The 18,405-nt window shown below is 36.5% G+C and carries 15 protein-coding genes and 1 pseudogene; 13 read left to right on the top strand and 3 right to left on the bottom strand.

The genetic code is table 11. The features are described from left to right. Positions 1-46: 46 nt before the first annotated feature. The 6 genes from hprK (at position 47) to P3T75_RS08785 (ending at position 5,251) form a co-directional block, all read left to right on the top strand. Positions 47-982: an HPr(Ser) kinase/phosphatase gene (gene hprK / locus P3T75_RS08810; protein ID WP_206903142.1), complete on the top strand. Its 936-nt coding sequence runs from the start codon at positions 47-49 to the stop codon at positions 980-982. Between the two features lie 61 nt (positions 983-1,043). Beyond that, the gene (lgt, locus tag P3T75_RS08805) at positions 1,044-1,874 is read left to right on the top strand and encodes a prolipoprotein diacylglyceryl transferase (protein ID WP_328517236.1); all 831 of its coding nucleotides are present in this window, start codon (positions 1,044-1,046) and stop codon (positions 1,872-1,874) included. Between the two features lie 119 nt (positions 1,875-1,993). Continuing rightward, positions 1,994-3,013 carry an NAD(P)H-dependent glycerol-3-phosphate dehydrogenase gene (locus P3T75_RS08800; RefSeq protein ID WP_277988639.1) on the top strand — a complete coding sequence of 340 codons (1,020 nt, stop codon included), beginning with the start codon at positions 1,994-1,996 and terminating at the stop codon, positions 3,011-3,013. A 20-nt stretch (positions 3,014-3,033) separates the two neighbouring features. Next, positions 3,034-3,924: a UTP--glucose-1-phosphate uridylyltransferase GalU gene (galU, locus tag P3T75_RS08795; protein WP_282461368.1), complete on the top strand. Its 891-nt coding sequence runs from the start codon at positions 3,034-3,036 to the stop codon at positions 3,922-3,924. A 190-nt stretch (positions 3,925-4,114) separates the two neighbouring features. After that, positions 4,115-4,549, top strand: a complete 435-nt coding sequence (locus tag P3T75_RS08790; RefSeq protein WP_206903138.1) for a DUF948 domain-containing protein — start codon at positions 4,115-4,117, stop codon at positions 4,547-4,549. Positions 4,550-4,573: 24 nt separating this feature from the next. After that, positions 4,574-5,251, top strand: a complete 678-nt coding sequence (locus P3T75_RS08785; RefSeq protein WP_282461367.1) for a YtxH domain-containing protein — start codon at positions 4,574-4,576, stop codon at positions 5,249-5,251. A gap of 283 nt (positions 5,252-5,534) precedes the next feature. Here P3T75_RS08785 and P3T75_RS08780 read toward each other — a convergent pair whose 3' ends face one another. After that, positions 5,535-6,641 (bottom strand): aminopeptidase P family protein, encoded by a 1,107-nt coding sequence (locus tag P3T75_RS08780; RefSeq protein ID WP_230708849.1) that lies wholly within the window; start codon positions 6,639-6,641, stop codon positions 5,535-5,537. A 198-nt stretch (positions 6,642-6,839) separates the two neighbouring features. On the opposite strand from P3T75_RS08780, the gene ccpA reads away from it, so the two are divergent. Continuing rightward, positions 6,840-7,841: a catabolite control protein A gene (gene ccpA / locus P3T75_RS08775; RefSeq protein ID WP_206903135.1), complete on the top strand. Its 1,002-nt coding sequence runs from the start codon at positions 6,840-6,842 to the stop codon at positions 7,839-7,841. 170 nt (positions 7,842-8,011) lie between these two features. Here the strand turns inward: ccpA and P3T75_RS08770 are convergent, their stop codons facing one another. Then, positions 8,012-10,501, bottom strand: a complete 2,490-nt coding sequence (locus tag P3T75_RS08770) for a transglycosylase domain-containing protein (RefSeq protein WP_206903134.1) — start codon at positions 10,499-10,501, stop codon at positions 8,012-8,014. Positions 10,502-10,900: 399 nt separating this feature from the next. Here P3T75_RS08770 and P3T75_RS08765 point away from each other — a divergent pair, with 399 nt between their 5' ends. Both P3T75_RS08765 and P3T75_RS08760 read left to right on the top strand, forming a co-directional pair. Next, positions 10,901-11,659 (top strand): AEC family transporter, encoded by a 759-nt coding sequence (locus tag P3T75_RS08765; RefSeq protein WP_282461366.1) that lies wholly within the window; start codon positions 10,901-10,903, stop codon positions 11,657-11,659. 75 nt (positions 11,660-11,734) lie between these two features. Next, entirely contained in the window at positions 11,735-12,625 is an 891-nt protein-coding gene (locus P3T75_RS08760) for a deoxyribonuclease IV (protein ID WP_230709005.1), read from the top strand. Between the two features lie 227 nt (positions 12,626-12,852). Here the strand turns inward: P3T75_RS08760 and ndk are convergent, their stop codons facing one another. After that, positions 12,853-13,287: a nucleoside-diphosphate kinase gene (gene ndk, locus P3T75_RS08755; RefSeq protein ID WP_282461365.1), complete on the bottom strand. Its 435-nt coding sequence runs from the start codon at positions 13,285-13,287 to the stop codon at positions 12,853-12,855. Positions 13,288-13,442: 155 nt separating this feature from the next. Here ndk and P3T75_RS08750 point away from each other — a divergent pair, with 155 nt between their 5' ends. From P3T75_RS08750 to licT, 4 genes and pseudogenes are all read left to right on the top strand, one after another. Beyond that, entirely contained in the window at positions 13,443-13,664 is a 222-nt protein-coding gene (locus tag P3T75_RS08750) for a YneF family protein (RefSeq protein WP_071863680.1), read from the top strand. Between the two features lie 145 nt (positions 13,665-13,809). Next, the gene (locus P3T75_RS08745; protein ID WP_282461364.1) at positions 13,810-15,561 is read left to right on the top strand and encodes an ABC transporter ATP-binding protein; all 1,752 of its coding nucleotides are present in this window, start codon (positions 13,810-13,812) and stop codon (positions 15,559-15,561) included. After that, a complete protein-coding gene (locus P3T75_RS08740; RefSeq protein ID WP_282461363.1) occupies positions 15,561-17,336 on the top strand; it encodes an ABC transporter ATP-binding protein in 1,776 nt (591 codons plus the stop codon). Before P3T75_RS08745 ends, P3T75_RS08740 begins: the two co-directional genes overlap by 1 nt. Positions 17,337-17,725: 389 nt before the next feature. After that, positions 17,726-18,385 (top strand): annotated as a pseudogene (gene licT, locus P3T75_RS08735) (BglG family transcription antiterminator LicT); the annotation flags it as partial. Positions 18,386-18,405: the final 20 nt, after the last annotated feature.

The following is an 18,405-nucleotide window of genomic DNA, read 5'->3' as shown; positions in this document are numbered from 1 at the left end:
AATGGTAAAATGAGGCAGATTATACTTTTAGAAATGAGGGAATTATATGGCAGAAGTTGTCAAAGTCATCCAAATGGTTGAAAAATTAAATTTGGAAGTAGTGACAGGTTCGGAAAAAGCGTTAAATCGATTAATTAAAACTGCTGATATATCACGCCCCGGTTTAGAATTAACGGGCTATTTTAATTATTATTCTTATGATCGGTTGCAATTATTTGGAAGTAAGGAAATTACTTTTGCAGAGCGAATGATGCCAGAAGAACGTTTAATGGTATTACGTCGCATGTGTAATGAAGAAACACCAGCTTTTATCGTTTCAAGGGGATTGCCAATACCAAAGGAAATGACTGATGCCTGTGAAGAATTTGATATTGCGATTTTACGTTCACCAATTTCAACATCCCGACTTCTAGGCGAAATGTCGACCTACTTAAGTAGTCTATTAGCCCCGCGAACTAGTGTCCATGGTGTATTAGTCGATGTTTATGGTTTAGGTGTTTTAATTCAAGGTGATAGTGGTATCGGGAAAAGTGAAACCGCATTAGAATTAATTAAAAGAGGACATCGGCTAATTGCAGATGATCGCGTTGATGTTTATCAGCAAGATGAATTGACCCTTGTGGGAGAACCACCAAGAATTTTACAACATTTAATTGAAATTCGCGGCATTGGGATTATCGATGTCATGAATTTATTCGGTGCGAGTGCGGTTCGCGGAAGTATGCAAGTACAATTGGCTGTTTATTTAGAAGGTTGGTCAAAAGAAAAAACTTATGATCGCCTTGGTTCAGCATCTACAACTATTCAAATTGCTGAAGTAGATGTACCTCAAATTAAAATCCCAGTAAAAACAGGACGAAATGTGGCGATTATTGTAGAAGTTGCAGCGATGAATTTTCGGGCGAAGGCGATGGGGTATGATGCAACGAAAACTTTTGAACAACGCTTAAGTCAGCTGATTGAAGAAAATTCTGATAGTTAATGAGACTGGGGAAAACAAGTCGTTTACAGTAGTAATAATTTAATTGAATAGGAGTTTTTTCATGTTAGCAGTAGTTGATCGCGTCGCTTTTGAAATTTTTGGGATAGCCATTTATTGGTATGCCATTATTATTGTTACTGGCGTCATTATTGCGATGTTTTTAAGTTCACGAGAAGCTGTCCGGGTTGGTTTAAAGGCTGATGATGTGACAGATTTCATGTTAGTTGGGTTGCCTGTTGCATTAATTGGTGCCAGACTTTACTATGTATTGTTTGATTTGCCGACTTATTTAAACGATCCCCTGCAAATTTTTAACGTGCGTTCTGGCGGACTTGCAATATATGGCGGCTTAATCGCTGGTGGGATTTGGCTGGTTATTTTTTGTCGGCATCACTTTATTCCAATTTGGAAATTTTTAGATATTGCAGCACCAAGTATTATCTTAGCGCAAGGCATTGGCCGTTGGGGAAACTTCATGAACCATGAAGCATATGGTGCTGTTACTACTAAAGATTTTTTGCAAAATTTACATTTGCCACAATTTATTATTGATAACATGTACATTGAAGGCCATTTCCGACAACCAACCTTTTTATATGAATCTGTTTGGAATGTATTGGGTTTTTTAATCTTAATTTTTTTAAGAAATAAAAATGTCTTTAAAGAAGGCGAAGTTTTCTTAAGTTATATCATCTGGTATAGTTTAGGCCGTTTCTTTATTGAAGGCATGCGCAGTGATAGTCTTTATCTATTTGGTTCGATTCGCATTTCGCAGGCGTTATCTTTTATCTTGTTCTTTGGTGCCTGGGGGATTTTAATTTATCGGCGTAAAAATAACCAAAAGTTAAAAGATTATGACCGCAGTCACGGCAGTAACCGCTTTTTAATTTAACTAACAGCTGTTAGTCAAATTGTGCTAAAATGAAGTTTGTGTAGTACCTTTCCATTATGGAAAAATAGTTTTTTATGACGTTTTGTTATAGAGAACTTTACAATCAAGGAGGGTTTATTTTGAAACAAAAAATTGCTGTCTTAGGACCGGGTTCATGGGGAACGGCGTTAGCGCAAGTTTTATCTGAAAATGGTCACGAAGTAAGAATTTGGGGGAACAATCCGGCACAAATTGATGAGATTAACACTTATCACACCAATCGTCATTATTTGCCTGATGTGAAGTTACCGGAAAATATTGTCGCAGTAAAAGATATTAATGAAGCAATAGACAACTGTGACGCAGCCCTTTTTGTCGTACCAACCAAAGCAATGCGAATTGTTGCAAAAGAGTTTGCTAAAAATGTAAAACATCAACCTGTCATTATTCACGCTTCTAAAGGTTTAGAACAAGAAAGTCACAAGCGCATTTCTGAAATTTTAACCGAAGAAATTCCTGCTGAAAATCGCAAAGCAGTTGTCGTTTTATCTGGCCCAAGTCACGCTGAAGAAGTGGTGCGTCACGATATTACAACAATTACGGCTGCTAGTGTGGATCAAGCAGCAGCACAATATGTTCAAGATTTATTTATGAATGATTATTTTAGAATTTATACCAATGATGATGTTATTGGGGTAGAAACTGGAGCTGCGTTGAAAAATATTATTGCCATTGGAGCTGGCGCAATTCATGGTCTAGGCTATGGTGATGATGCAAAAGCTGCAATTATGACCCGCGGTTTAGCTGAAATTAGTCGATTAGGAGTCGCAATGGGTGCTAATCCATTAACTTTCATCGGTTTAAGTGGTGTAGGTGATTTAATTGTAACCTGTACAAGTGTTCACTCCCGTAACTGGCGTGCGGGTAATTTATTAGGTAAGGGTCATTCACTAGATGAAGTTTTAGACAATATGGGCATGATTGTTGAAGGTGTTGCCACAACGAAGGCCGCAATGGAATTGGCTCAAACGTTAAAAATTGAAATGCCAATTACAGAAACTATCTATAGTGTTTTATATGATAATAAACCAATTAAAGATGCTGCTCGGGACATCATGTTGCGAGATGGTCGCAAAGAAAACGAGTTTACTTTAAAATAAAAATTGAGGAGTCTTGGAAAATGAAAGTTAAAAAAGCTGTTATTCCCGCTGCTGGACTTGGTACCCGTTTTTTACCGGCAACAAAAGCGATGGCAAAAGAAATGTTGCCGATTGTGGACAAGCCAACAATCCAATTTATCGTTGAAGAAGCGCTAAAATCAGGAATTGAAGATATCTTAATTGTGACCGGTAAAGCAAAACGTCCTATTGAAGATCATTTTGATGCGAATATTGAACTAGAAACCAATTTAAAAGAAAAAGGTAAGACAGAATTATTAAAATTGGTGGAAGAAACCACAGATGTTAATTTACATTTTATTCGGCAATCACATCCAAAAGGCTTGGGACACGCCGTTTTACAAGCTAAAGCCTTTGTTGGTAATGAACCATTTGTTGTTATGCTAGGCGATGACTTGATGGAAGACAAGGTGCCGCTAACAAAACAACTCATCAACGATTACGAAAAAACCCATGCTTCTACAATTGCAGTTATGAAAGTACCACATGAAGATACCTCTAAATATGGTATTATCAATCCGGGTGAACAAGTTCAGCCTGGTTTGTACAACGTTAAAAACTTTGTAGAAAAACCAGTGCCAGAAAAAGCGCCAAGTGATTTAGCGATTATTGGTCGTTATTTACTGACACCAGAGATTTTTAATGTTTTGGAAGTACAAAAACCCGGAGCAGGTAACGAAATCCAATTAACCGATGCCATTGATGAATTAAATAAAACACAACGGGTCTTTGCTCGGGAATTTAAGGGCCAACGTTATGATGTTGGCGATAAATTAGGTTTTATGAAAACAAGCATTGACTATGGCTTGAAACATCCTGAAGTTAAAGATGGCTTAAAAGATTATATTTTAGAGTTAGCTGATGAATTTAAAAAAGATACAAAAACAAAATAAGCGAACAGAAAAACTTGCGTAAGATTTTTTATTACGTAGGTTTTTTATTTTTGGAAGCGGCTTACAAATAGATTACAATAGGAAAATAGAAAAATTCATTTGTTCTTTTTATTTGTTTCAAAAGTTACCTCGTGATATGCTTAGTATGACGGAATTTAAAAAAATTTCAGTGTTGGAAAGGAGTTTTGGCATGAGTGGAGGAGAAATTGCAGCATTAATTGCAGCGATTGCCTTTGCTGTTTTAGTGGTATTTGTTATTCGTTTACTAGCCCAAGTGCAAAAAACAGTAGCAAGCGTCAGTACAACTGTGGAGGAAGCAAACAAAACAATTCGTGTTGTTACCAAAGATGTGGATGTTTTAACTAGTGAGGTAGAAGGGTTATTGGTTAAAACCAATACTTTACTTAATGATGTCAATGGAAAAGTTGCTACCATTGACCCGTTATTTACAGCAGTTGCTGATTTAAGTGAAAGTATTTCAGATTTAAATCGCTCTGGTAAAAATGCCGTAGCCAAACTAGGTGCGGTGGGTAAAACGACTGCTCAAGCAACAGTAGCAGGAAAAGTTGGCCAAACAGCATTAAAATTTTTCAATAAACAACGCGCAAACTCAAAAAGCGAATAGATAAAAATAAATGGAGGGATTCAAATGGGAAAAACAAGTGGATTTTTATTAGGCGCAGTAGTAGGTGGTGCGGCAGCTGCAGCAGCGGTGATGCTGCTGGCACCAGAATCTGGTCAAGAATTACGTAAAAAAATAGCAGCACATACTGATGATTTATTGGACTTTGCTAGCGATTATGCAGATATGGCAAAAGAAAAAAGCCAAGATTTAACGGACATTGCCAAAGATAAGGCGGCCAAATTATCACAACAAGCAGAAGAAACAGCAGATAGCTTGAAAAATAAAACAAGTGATTCTTTGGAGGATTTACAAGACTCATCAGCAGACTTGATTGCCAATTTGAAAAAACAAACCGGAGATCTGTCTGAAAAATTTAAAAAATCAGCTGTAGAAGTAAAAGAACAAGGTCAAGACATCGCAGAAGAGAAAAAAGATGATATGCAAGACATTATCATTGATGCAACAAAGAGTGCCAAAGATATGCAAGAAACAGTTGAAGAAGGTGTATCAGAAGCCAAACCGGTGGCAGAATCCTTAAAAGAAAATACAAAAGCGGCTGCAAAAGAAGCAAGTGTAGCAGCCAAAGATGCTGCTGACAAAACAAAAGATGCGACAGCTGAAGAAACCAACATGGCAGCACAAGATTTTAAAGCGGCTGAAAAAGAATTAAAAGAAAAAGTGGAAGAAAATAATCCTGAATAATAAAGAAGCACCTCTGCCCAATAATTAGCAGAGGTGTTTTTAATGTATCAAACAAATGTAAGCTAAAAGGCATCTACTCGCCTACTGGACTTAAATTTCCAGTTAAAAATAAATTATGCGTAAAACAAATTATTCTCTTTAAATCAATAAGTGACACTAAAAATAAAATAAACTGGATAGTCCCACAACAGCAGTAGCTATTTTTGAAATTATCCAGTTTCTTATTTGCAATAAAAGATGCCAGTTTTAGCTTCGATAGTTCGATAAAAGGGCAATTAAAAAATTATTTTGTGATGATTTGCAATTCTTTTGGTGTTTTGGTAAAGGCTGCACATCCTTTTTGGGTCACGTGGATGCAATCTTCAATACGTACACCAACTTCACCTGGTAAATAAATACCAGGTTCAATTGAAAAGCACATTCCTTCTTCAATCACTAAATCGTTACCTTCAACCAGGGATGGGAATTCATGGACAGTAGTGCCGATGCCATGTCCCAGACGGTGGTTGAAATATTTCCCATAACCGGCTTTTTCAATTACATCGCGGGCAACTTGATCAATTTGAGCCGCAGTCACACCGGGGCGAACAAAATCTTGTGCGGCTAATTGTGCTTCTAAGACAATTTGGTAAATTTTTTCTTGTAACGCTGTGGGTTTTTGAAATGCAACAGTGCGTGTTGCATCACTGCAATAGCCTTTCCAGATAACACCTAAATCAAAAAGAACTAACTCATTTGGAACAATTTTACGTGCTCCAGGGGTACCATGGGGATTTGCAGCGTTATCACCAGCCAAAACGATGGTGTCAAAGCTCATTTGGCTAACGCCACGTCGTTTTAATTGATATTCAATTTCTGCGGTGATTTCTGCTTCAGATGCACCTGCTTTGATAGCGGCAAAACCGATTTTAAATGCTTCATCTGCCCAGTCACCAGCTTCTTCTAACAGTTTAATTTCACTAGCTGTCTTACGTAATTGACTTTGTTGAATGACAGAGGTTAAATCAAAATTAAAATCAGTGTGGAGTAAAAGAGATCGGAGTATCTCAAGCCGATCAACGGTTAAATGATTCTTTTCAATAGCCATTTTTTTGGGTTCATCAAAACGTGCTTTAATAGCGGCTACAATTAATTGCCAAGGGTTTTCATTATCCGCATAACCTAAAACATCAAATTGCCAGCTGCTGTTTTTGGCTGTTTCAACCTCTAAAGCTGGGGTAAATAAAAATGGATCGGCAGTAGCCGAAATAAACAGCGCCAAAACACGTTCATGGGGATCACTTTTATAACCGGAATAATAGGCAATGTGATCTGGATTGGAAATATAGGCCAAAGGAATATCGTGAGATTTTAACCAAGTCTTTAACTCTTCAATTTTTGCTAAATTCATAAGGAAACCTTCTTTCAAAATAGTCACTTTTATTTTAGCATACTTCTTTCAAAAAAGAATTTTTGAAAAATGATAAAAATTTTCAGGAAAGGAAAGTAAAACGGTTGCATTCTGATTCTTTCCATGCTATTCTAACAAAGAAATGTAAATGGTATTTTCAGAAAATACAAATCACGCTATCAAATAAGGAGATATGAAATGGACAAACAAACAATTACAATTTATGACGTTGCCCGTGAAGCCAATGTTTCAATGGCTACTGTTTCGCGTGTTGTCAATGGCAATCCCAATGTGAAGCCTGCTACTCGCAAAAAAGTCTTAGAGGTTATCGATCGCCTAGACTATCGGCCTAACGCAGTTGCCCGTGGCTTAGCAAGTAAAAAAACGACAACGGTAGGGGTTATCATTCCTGATGTTAGCAACATGTATTTTGCTTCATTAGCTCGCGGGATTGATGATGTAGCGACAATGTACAAATACAATATTATTTTAGCTAACTCAGATGGTGATACACAAAAAGAAGTGAACGTTTTAAACAATTTATTAGCTAAACAAGTAGATGGCGTTATTTTTATGGGACACCGTATTACCGATGAAATTCGTGGTGAATTTTCCCGTTCTAAGACACCCGTTGTGTTAGCAGGCTCAATTGACCCAGATGAACAAGTAGGTAGTGTAAACATTGATTATACAAATGCAACAAAAGACGCTGTTAATTTATTAGCAAAAAACGGCAATGAAAAAATTGCTTTTGTCAGTGGTGCATTGATTGATCCAATTAATGGTCAAAACCGTTTACAAGGTTATAAAGAAGCACTAAAAGAAAATAATTTAACCTACAATGAAGGGTTAATTTTTGAAGCAAAATACAACTTTAAAGATGGTATTTCTTTAGTTTCACGTCTTAAAAACAGTGGTGCTACAGCAGCTTTTGTTACAGATGATGAACTGGCAATTGGTATTTTAGATGGTTTAGTTGATGAAGGTGTTAATGTACCAGAGGATTTTGAAATTCTGACAAGTAATAATTCATTACTAACAGACGTTGCCCGTCCACGTCTATCTAGTATTACCCAACCATTGTATGATATCGGGGCAGTTTCAATGCGTTTGTTGACCAAAATGATGAATAAAGAAGATGTCGAAGAAAAGACAATTATCTTACCTTATGGTATTGATGAAAAAGGCTCAACAAAATAATCGAATAAGCTAAATAAGCGTCCGTGCTATTTTATGGACGCTTATTTTAATAATTGGGATAAAGAAAAAATTTCGTAAAGCATTTGGCTTATTTGTTTTTTAGCATGTGTTTTGCTGATCGGTATTAATAATAGAAGATAAAAAAGCAGGCGAATTTTCGCCTGCTTTTATTATTGTCCTGTATTATTGTTGGTAGTCCCGTTGCTATTTGCATTGTTATTTGTAGTACTACCATTGTTACTTGTTGAATTATTGTTATTATTTGTATTGCTGTTGCTATTTGAATTATTATTGGTACTGTTTCCGTTAGTTGTCGTGTTGTTTTTTTGTTGATTATTATTGGTCTTTGGTTTTGCATAAATTTTATTCCAATAATCAGCGTAATTAGCATCTGTGCCACCAATACCAAAGCGGTAATTACTTTCACCTGGTCCATTTTTTGCCCACAGAGAAGTTGTGGTATCGTTTGGAACTTGCATTGTAGCTCCGTTGTAGCTGATGCTTCCTGGTAATTCACCGGTAGCTTTGGCAACTGTTTCTTGTTTTACCGAACCATCTAATTTGAATTTTTGATCTGTGCCAAAAATATCAGGATTAGCCATATAAATTCGATTAATCAAATATGCCATGTAATTTCCGGTTCTACTGCCGGCGCCATCATCATTTTTTTCTTTTTGACTATCCATCCCAGACCAGCTACCAATCGTAACTTTTGGTGTCGAGACAATTAACCATGAATCACGGTAATAATCAGAAGACCCAGTCTTACCAACCCAGTCTGCTTGACCTAGGTACCAGTTCAAATTACTAATTGTCGATTTAAACGGGGTAGTGATTCCTTGGCTTAAGACATTACGCATCAAATTGTTCATGATGGAAGCTGTTGCTTTAGAAAAGACGCGAACGGGTTTGTTTTCATGTTGATAAATAGCTTTACCTTGGCTGTCAGTAATCGATTCAATCAAGTAACCTTGTTGGTAGACGCCGCCGTTGGCTAAAGCTTGGAAACCATTTGTTTGTTGAACCGTTGTCACATCCATTGGTCCAAGCGGAGCAGATTCAACATTCCAAGAATTGTTGGCTGGGAAATTCATTTTAGCCAAATAATTGTCATAGACGAAATCCGCAGATTTTTTTTCTTGTAATTCTTGATACACATGGTAGGCTGTAATGTTGGTTGATTCAGCTAATGCATCTTCGACGGTTTGGAAAGTTTTGGATCCTTTATTGGTTGCATTGACGATTTCTTTACCGGCATCTTCGCCAGCTTTCCATTTCGCTGGATAATCTGAGATGCGACTTTGGCTGCCAATTAGACCTTGGTCAATGGCTGGGCCATATACTAAAATCGGTTTAATCGTTGAACCGGCAGCTCGTGAAGTATCAAAGGCGTGATTGTTTTGGTTATCGCTGAAATCGCGACTTCCAATAAAACCTAAGATTTTGCCGGTGGCATTATCCATCATGACATTTCCGACTTCGATTTTATCACCACTGTAATTATCTAACATGTAGCCGTATTCTGCGACACCTTTTTGCATGGCGTCATAAATCTTTTTATCAATAGTTGATTTAACCGTGTAACCACCATTAACTAACTCATTTTGTGCTTTTTCAAGATAAGCTTCTTTTGTTTTTTTCTTTTCGTAATCTTGTGTTGAAACGCCGTCATCTTTGGCTAACTTTTGTGCGACGATACTTTTAGCTTCGTTCATAACGGTATAATATAAGAAACCATGGTCGTCATTATTTTGCGTTTGTTGTTTTAAGAAATCTTTTTTCAAATCATACTTTTTCGCTGCTTCGTATTCTTTTTTACTAATGTCGTGGTTGCGATACATACTAAATAGAACAAAATCTTTTCGTTCTAGGCCGGCAGTGACGTTTTCTTTTAATTTGCCAGTATTATCAAAGGGGCTGTAAACGATAGGACTTTGCGGTAGACCCGCAATAAAAGCTGCTTGCGGTAAGTTGACGTCTTTGGCATCTTTGCCAAAAATACCTTTTGCTGCTTCTTGAACACCCGCGATATTTTGACCCTTATTATTTCGCCCAAAAGGAGAGACATTCAAATACATTGTCACAATTTCGTCTTTACTAAAGAACTTCTCAACTTCCATGGCCAAAAGAATTTCATTGGCTTTGCGCTTGAAGGTGGTTTCGCTAGTTAAAACCTGCTGCTTGACCAATTGTTGGGTTAAAGTAGAACCACCTCCACCGCCAAAACCAGTTGCTTCTGATAACAGCGCACGGACAACAGCTTTTGGTACAACGCCATTATGTTCATAAAAATATTCATCTTCGGTGGCAATAATAGCTTTTTTTAGTAGGTCAGAAACTTGATCTGACTTTACTGATGTTCGAAATAAATCAGAACGGATAGTAGCGATCGAACTGTTATCGGCGTATGTTAATTTGGAAGTTTGCGAAACATCTCCCAGTTCTTTTTGCATTGTGGTTTTATTAGGAGCAGGTGTGTCTTCGACTAAGTAAGCGAAATAACCGGCACCAATCCCTAGCGCTAATGCACCACCAATAATCAGACACGAAATTCCAACTAAAATTAAGGAATGTAAGACCCGTAATGAAATATTAAAGTAAAACCAGCCCTTTTTTCGATCAGAAAAAGGCTCATCATGATGTTTTTGCTTTTTAGGCAATGACTTTCACCTCAGTTTTAAATTTACCGTGTCATTATAGCAAAAAAGTTCTTAAATAGATAGATTTCTACTATTATGGTGGGGAAATACTAAGAAAAAACCAAACTTTTAAGGATTGAAATGGGGGTAAAATACTTTTTTGCAGCAGTTTTGGACTTGTTAAAAGAGTTGAAAAAGAAAAATGTTAAAATAATTAATAGGGAAAACAGTGCCAAATCCAAATAAAGAATTGAATTTTTAAGGAGAAATAGAAATGAAAGAGATTTTAATCAGTGCGTTTAGTTTATTATTTATTATTTTTTAGGATATCTGTTTAAACGCTTCGGGATTTTTAGTAAAGCCGATGGCAACCGTCTTTCACAGATCATTTTAAATTTAACACTCCCGGCGGCGATTGTGGTGAACTTAGCGCAACTGAATGTTTCTTTTAACATCACAGCATTAATCGCAATTGCAGTTTTCTTTACGTTAGTTCAATTGCTTTTTTTACGCATTTTTAAAGGGCGACAAAGCCAAAGGGAACTTTCCTTTAGCCTTTACATGGGATCTGGTTTTAACATTGGCAATTTTACTTTACCTTTTGCGCAAAGCTTTATCCCGCAAGCCATTCCCTTGATTTCACTTTTTGATATTGGCAACTCGATAATGTTAGCAGGGGGAACAGGTTTAGTAGTTGAGGCGTTGACTGGGGAAAATTATGTCTTTAATTTAAAAGCATTCCTGCAAAAACTAGGGCGCAGTGTCCCTTTTATGTGTTACCTTGTGCTGCTTTTGTTACGGACAGCCAGTATTGCAATCCCTGAAATGCTGATAACGGTGGTAGCACCTATCGCTAGCGCCAATACTTTTTTATCAATGTTCATGATTGGGCTGTATTTGGAGTTTAAGCTGCCTCACTATGCTTGGTTATTAGTTTTAAAAACACTTCTTTTAAGATATACAATCGGTCTTATTTTAGTTGTAATTGTCTATTTTACACCAATAAATCACTTAATGAAGTTAGTATTGAGCATTTTAGCAGTTACGCCCATTCCAATTTTTAATGTCATGAATGCCGTATTATCTGGAAGTGATGAAGAAAGTGTGGGCTTTTGTTCTTCGCTTAGTTTTTTAATTAGTTTACCACTTATGACGGCTTTGATTTTTATTTATCGCTAAAATTGAGCGTAAAGATTTCTTTTTGCTAGAAGCTTGCTTACAATAATAAAAAATAGTTATGAAAGAAGTGAAGATATGTTAATCGGTTCTCATGTTTCCTTTAAAGCTAGTCAGGCCTTAGCTTCTTCAGTTGAAGAAGCATTAAGTTATGAAGCGAATACGTTTATGCTTTATACTGGCGCTCCCCAAAATACACGTCGTAGTGAGATGGACCAAGCTAGTATTGCCGCGGGTAAAAAAATGATGGTAGAAAACGAGATGCACGAATTTGTCGTTCATGCACCTTATATCGTCAACTTAGGGAATACAATTAAGCCTCAGAATTTTGGATTTGCCATTGAATTTTTACGTTCAGAAATTATGCGCGCTCAAGAACTTGGTGCCAAACAAATTACCTTACATCCTGGTGCCCACGTTGGCGCAGGGCCACAAGCGGGGATTGAACAAATTGTTAAAGGATTAAATGAAGTTTTAACAAAAGACCAAATTCCTCAAATTGCGTTAGAAACGATGGCAGGAAAAGGCACAGAAATCGGCCGTAGTTTTGAAGAATTAGCAGCAATCATTGACGGCGTCACGCTAAATGATAAACTGTCCGTTACCTTTGACACGTGTCACACTAACGATGCTGGTTATAATGTGAAAGACGATTTCGATGGCGTGTTAGCGGAATTTGACCGCGTGATCGGGTTAGAACGTTTAAAAGTCGTTCATTTAAACGACTCTAAAAATATACGCGGTGCAAAAAAAGACCGGCATGCCAATTTAGGTTTTGGAACAATTGGGTTTAATGCACTACATTATATTGCCAATCACGAAAAATTAGCAACATTGCCTAAAATCCTTGAAACGCCATATGTTGGAGAAGATAAAAAAAATAAAAAGCCTCCTTATAAATTTGAAATTGCCATGTTGCGTAGCGGCGTTTTTGATCCAGATTTATTAGAAAAAATTATGGCGCAATAAATTTAAATTTCTAAAATAAAAAAGTCAAATACCGCCACAACTAAGCGTAGGGCGGTATTTGACTTTTTATAGATTATAAGGAGAGTATAAAATTTTCAGGTGAATAAAGCACGTAGAAGAAATATTCATTTCTAGTTTTTTTCGGCCTTCACCTTTTAATAAAGCAAAATTTTCAAAGCTTCACAAACTAGTTCTTAGTGACTAAAAGCTAGTTTGTGAAGTCTTTTTTAAGAGGAATGTTTGGCTGTCGCCAACTGCGCTTTGCTAAAGAAGCGTTTTATTTCCACGTCTGCTGCAGCAGCGCAGTCAGAAGCGTGAATAACATTTTGCGACTTATTGGTGGCAAAATCGCCACGAATTGTGCCAGGTGCAGCTTCTAAGGCATTAGTCGATCCAATCATTTTACGCACCATTTCAATTGCATTTTCACCTTTTAAAACGATAAAAACAACAGGACCTGATGTCATGTAGTCAATAATATCTTGAAAAAAAGGCTTATCAGCAAGATGAGCATAGTGGGCTTTGGCGGTTTCTTTAGTTAACATACCGTAGCGCATTGCTTCAATTGTCAGCATGCGTTCTTCAAAGCGACTGATAATACGACCGACTAAATGACGTTTGACGCCATCTGGTTTAATAATAATTAAAGTTTTTTCTTCCATTGCACTCACCTCAAAAAAATTTATAAATTTAGCATAGCATGTTTTTTATAATTTGAAAACGCTTACTTTGTTTTGCCTTGCGAAAAGCTCTTTTCATTTGCTTGCTTTTCTAGTAAAATGACACAGTGAGACTATAGAAGAAAGGAGAGATTTTCATGTCAACATCAATCGTAGTACTTATTGCAATTATTGCAGCTTTACTAGGTGCAGTCGGTGGCTTTTTCTTAGCCCGTAAATATATGAAAGACTATTTGGAAAAAAATCCTCCCGTTAACGAGGAAATGTTACGTTCAATGATGATGTCGATGGGCCAAAAACCATCAGAGAAAAAAATTCGTCAAATGATGCAGCAAATGAAAAACCAAGGGAAAAAATAATCTTTTGGTTTTCTGTCGTGACGGGCTGAATTTTTCAGTCCGTCTTTTTTGTGCCCTTTATTCAAAGGTACAAAAAAATTTAAATAGAATTTTCAAATTATTCTTGTAATAGTTAAAGATAGCAGGAATTTAAAAGGAGGTACTTATGTCAATTTTTAAAAAGTTAGGTTGGTTTTTTAAACAGGAAAAAAAGCACTACATTATCGGTGTAACATCTTTAATTTTAGTGGCTATTTTTCAATTAATACCCCCAAAAGTAATTGGAATTATTATTGATGAAATTGCTGAAGATAATATTCACTTAAAGATTATTTTAGGTTGGGTTGTAGTATTAGTTTTAGCTGCTGTCGCACAATATATTTTTCGCTATATTTGGCGCACTAATATCTGGGGCAGTGCTGCTCGCTTGGAAAAAGATCTTAGACGCCAGCTTTTTGATCATTTTACGAAGATGGATCAAATCTTTTATCAGAAACACCGTACAGGAGATCTAATGGCCCATGCAACCAATGATTTAAACGCCATTCAAAATGTTGCTGGCGCAGGAATATTAACCTTTGCTGACTCATTTATCACCGGTGGAATAACTATTATTGCCATGATTTTATTTATCGATTGGCGGCTAACGCTGATTGCATTATTACCATTACCTTTGTTAGCAGTGACCTCACGTGTACTAGGCACAAAACTCCATGATGCTTTTCGGGATGCACAGGAGGCTTTTTCAAATATTAACGATAAGGCACAAGAAAGCATTACCGGGATGAAGGTTTTAAAAACTTTTGGTCAAGAGCAAGAAGATATTGCTGATTTTTCAAGGAAGATTGATGATGCAATCGTCAAAAATAAACGAGTCAATTTTTTAGACGCCTTATTTGATCCTTTTATCACATTAATTATTGGGCTTTCTTACGTTGTAACAATTATCATAGGTGGGAATTTTATTTTGAATGATACGATTACAATTGGACAGTTGGTATCATTTATAAGCTATATCGGGATGTTAGTTTGGCCGATGTTTGCGATTGGTCGACTCTTTAATGTTTTAGAAAGAGGCAACGCCAGTTACGATCGGGTAGCGGAGTTATTAAGCAACAAGACACATATTATTGAAAAAGAAAATGCAATTCATGAGGCGCCAAAAGGAACTTTGGAATTTTCAATTCGCAGTTTTTATTATCCCAATAGCAAAGAAGAAACACTAAAGAATTTGCAGTTTGTCGTAAATGAAGGTGAAACATTAGGCATTGTAGGGAAAACCGGTAGTGGCAAGACCACGATTATGAAATTATTACTGCGGGAATTTGATGATTACGCAGGTCAAATTACATTTGGTAGCCGTAATATTAAAGACTACACCTTAGATGCTTTGCTGGGCTCGTTAGGCTACGTTCCACAAGATCATTTTTTGTTTTCGACTACGATTCGCGACAATATCCGTTTTATCGACCCAACCCTGCCACAAAGTGAAGTTGCGCAGGCAGCGCAATTGGCCGACATTGCCACGGATATTGAAGAAATGCCAGCAGGTTATGATACCTTAGTAGGAGAACGAGGTGTTTCGTTGTCCGGTGGGCAAAAACAACGATTATCCATCGCGCGTGCGTTAATTGCCAAACCAGAAATTTTAATTTTAGATGATGCACTTTCTGCGGTTGATGCGAAAACAGAAGAAGCGATTTTAAGCAACTTAAAAGCCGCACGGCAAAATAAAACGACCATTATTGCTGCCCATCGTTTGAGTAGTGTTATGCATGCTAAAGAAATCATCGTAATTGAAGAAGGGCAAATAATAGAACGGGGAACGCATCAAGAATTACTAGCTTTAGGTGGTTGGTATGCTAAGATGTGGGCCAAACAGCAACTTGAAGCCAAGATTACTAGGGGGGATATTTAATGGAAGAATCTGCATGGTCCAAATCACTTTCATTTAAAGAGCAAAAACAAATTGTAAAACGAATGTTTAAATTTGCGAAGCCTTTTGCTAAAACATTTATTGTAGCGATCGTTTTTGCCTTGGCCTTAGCAGTTGTCAATATTTTACTACCACGTATTATTCAAACCTATATGGATGATTACTTAACCACTAAAACTGCTACACAAAAAATTATTTATTTTTTTGCTGCTCTGTATTTTTTTGGTGTCCTGTTAAAAGCGACAATTTGGTTTTTCCAATGGTTTTTATACTCCATGGCATCACTGAAAACATTTCAGTATATCCGTGTAAAACTTTTTGAAAAATTGCATACGCTAGGAATGCGCTATTTTGATCAAACACCAGCTGGTTCTATCGTTTCTCGGGTGACCAATGACACGGAGACATTGTTTGAATTTTGGTATGTTTTTTTGATGGTGCTTACCGGTATTTTTGCGATAATTTCATCTTTTGTGGCGATGTTTTCAATCAATCGAAAAATTGCTTTGATTAATTTAATCTTTTTACCAATTTTAGTAATCGTCATTTGGTATTATCAAAAATTCAGTTCAAAAATTTATCGACAAATGCGGGAAAAATTAAGTCAATTAAATACCAAGCTAAATGAATCTATTTCAGGAATGCAAATTATCCAACAATTTCGTCAAGAAGCGCGACTGAAAAGTGAATTTGAAACAATCAATGATGACTATTTAAAAACACGCTTTGCCATGATTAAAACAAATTCACTGCTTTTAGCACCAATTATTAATTTGTTATATGCTTTAGCAATTGCGTTATCTTTATCTTTATTTGGCTTTGATGCGCTTGATTCTCCAGTGGAGGTGGGGATGATATACGCTTTTACCACGTATGTGCAGGGATTTTTTAATCCTATGACGCAAATGATGGACTTTTTGAGTGTTTTCACCGACGGAATTGTAGCGGCTAGTCGTATTTTGAAGATCATGGACACAACAGAAGCAACACCAGCTCAAAATCCTAAGGCCAATGCTAAAATTGGCGCTGGGAAAATTGAATTTCGTCATGTTAGCTTTTCTTATGATGGTAAGCATGATGTGTTAAAAGATATTTCCTTTGTTGCTAATCCCGGTCAAACAATTGCACTCGTAGGGCATACTGGTAGTGGGAAAAGTTCGATCATTAATGTTCTCATGCGTTTTTATGAATTTCACGCGGGGGAAGTTTTGATCGATGATAAAAATATTAAAGACTACCCTATGAGTGAACTACGAGAAAAAATGGGTCTAGTTTTACAAGACGCCTTCATGTTTTATGGCGATATTGCCACAAATATTCGTTTGTTAAATACAAATATCAGTGACGCTGAAATTAAAGCAGCGGCAGAATTTGTCCAAGCAGATAAATTCATTAATCAACTGCCAGGAAACTATCACGCTAAAGTAATTGAAAGAGGAGCGAGTTATTCGAGTGGCCAGCGCCAACTTTTATCTTTTGCCCGGACGATGGTTACAAATCCTAAAATCTTAGTATTGGACGAGGCAACTGCAAACATTGATACTGAGACAGAAAGTTTGATTCAAGCTAGTTTGGCCAAAATGCGTAAAGGTAGAACGACCATTGCCATTGCGCACCGCCTCTCTACGATTAAAGATGCTGATTTAATTTTAGTATTAGACAAAGGTGAAATTGTTGAAACTGGAAATCATGCTACCTTGTTGGCAGAAGATGGATTATATGCTGCAATGTATAAATTGCAAAGTAGTGAAGTTTAATTAAAAATAAAATGGCAGGATTTCCGGTGATAAAGAAATTCCTGCCATTTTCTATTTTTTGAATTAAAATGAATAAAATTTGCAATAGCCATTGACAGCGCTTTCTAACGTCTGTTACAATAACTTTAAATTAAATAGACCAAACAAATGGATAGTGATTGTTTAAATACAAGCTAAACCTAATGAGATGATGCCTTTATTTTGTGCGCGCTCATTAGGTTTTTTGTTTGTCCATTTTTTGAAGGGAGGAATAAAAATAGAATTAAGAAACAAAAAAGTTTATGTAAGCGTTGACAAAGATAACGCTTATTAGTATCATCAAATTATAATCTAAATGAGTTGAAGATTAATTTTAGATTAGTTAAAGCGTGACGTGGAGGCCGACACTGATGCAAATCAAAAAAATCTTAAATAACAACGTAATTATTACGACTGACAAGCGAAATAACGAGCTTGTCGTGATGGGAAAGGGGATAGCATTTCAAAAAAAGATTGGCGATGAAGTAGTTGAAGGACAAGTGGATAAAACTTACCGACTGTCTAATACAGATTTAAATGCCAAGTTACAAGAACTATTAGAAGATGTACCAATTGGTTATTTAGAACTGGCAACAGAAATAATTGATTGTGGTAAAGAAAAATTGAATGCACCATTAAATGATTCCATTTATATCTCTTTAACAGATCACTTGCATACTGCTGTAGAACGGGTAAAAAAGAAAATACGAGTACCCAATTTATTACTTTGGGATATCAAACGCTTTTTTACGGCAGAATATAGCATTGGTAAAGATGCTGTGGCGACGATTCAAAAACGTTTTAAAGTTGATTTGGGTGTTGATGAGGCTGGATTTATTGCCTTACATCTCGTGAATGCCCAAACTGAAATTGATAATGATAATGTTTATGAAATGACCGAATTGATGCAAGAAATTATTCGGATTGTCAGCTATTATTTTAAAGTTCAATTTGATGAAGAATCTGTTTATTATTATCGTTTCACTACCCATTTACGTTTTTTTGCATCCCGAATTATGAACCATCGTCAAAATGAAGGTGGCACAGCCAC

Source organism: Enterococcus montenegrensis, from assembly GCF_029983095.1.
Taxonomy (GTDB): domain Bacteria; phylum Bacillota; class Bacilli; order Lactobacillales; family Enterococcaceae; genus Enterococcus_C; species Enterococcus_C montenegrensis.
Note: the sequence above shows the minus strand (reverse complement) of the source record. Positions and strands in the feature narration are given on the sequence as shown.

Excerpts from the sequence above, each read along its gene's own strand:
- ccpA (WP_206903135.1), top strand. The coding sequence starts at position 6,840 with ATGGACAAACAAACAATTACAATTTATGACGTTGCCCGTGAAGCCAAT.
- P3T75_RS08740 (WP_282461363.1), top strand. The coding sequence starts at position 15,561 with ATGGAAGAATCTGCATGGTCCAAATCACTTTCATTTAAAGAGCAAAAA.
- P3T75_RS08745 (WP_282461364.1), top strand. The coding sequence starts at position 13,810 with ATGTCAATTTTTAAAAAGTTAGGTTGGTTTTTTAAACAGGAAAAAAAG.
- P3T75_RS08785 (WP_282461367.1), top strand. The coding sequence starts at position 4,574 with ATGGGAAAAACAAGTGGATTTTTATTAGGCGCAGTAGTAGGTGGTGCG.
- galU (WP_282461368.1), top strand. The coding sequence starts at position 3,034 with ATGAAAGTTAAAAAAGCTGTTATTCCCGCTGCTGGACTTGGTACCCGT.
- P3T75_RS08760 (WP_230709005.1), top strand. The coding sequence starts at position 11,735 with ATGTTAATCGGTTCTCATGTTTCCTTTAAAGCTAGTCAGGCCTTAGCT.
- P3T75_RS08780 (WP_230708849.1), bottom strand. The coding sequence starts at position 6,641 with ATGAATTTAGCAAAAATTGAAGAGTTAAAGACTTGGTTAAAATCTCAC.
- P3T75_RS08750 (WP_071863680.1), top strand. The coding sequence starts at position 13,443 with ATGTCAACATCAATCGTAGTACTTATTGCAATTATTGCAGCTTTACTA.
- hprK (WP_206903142.1), top strand. The coding sequence starts at position 47 with ATGGCAGAAGTTGTCAAAGTCATCCAAATGGTTGAAAAATTAAATTTG.
- ndk (WP_282461365.1), bottom strand. The coding sequence starts at position 13,287 with ATGGAAGAAAAAACTTTAATTATTATTAAACCAGATGGCGTCAAACGT.
- P3T75_RS08790 (WP_206903138.1), top strand. The coding sequence starts at position 4,115 with ATGAGTGGAGGAGAAATTGCAGCATTAATTGCAGCGATTGCCTTTGCT.
- lgt (WP_328517236.1), top strand. The coding sequence starts at position 1,044 with ATGTTAGCAGTAGTTGATCGCGTCGCTTTTGAAATTTTTGGGATAGCC.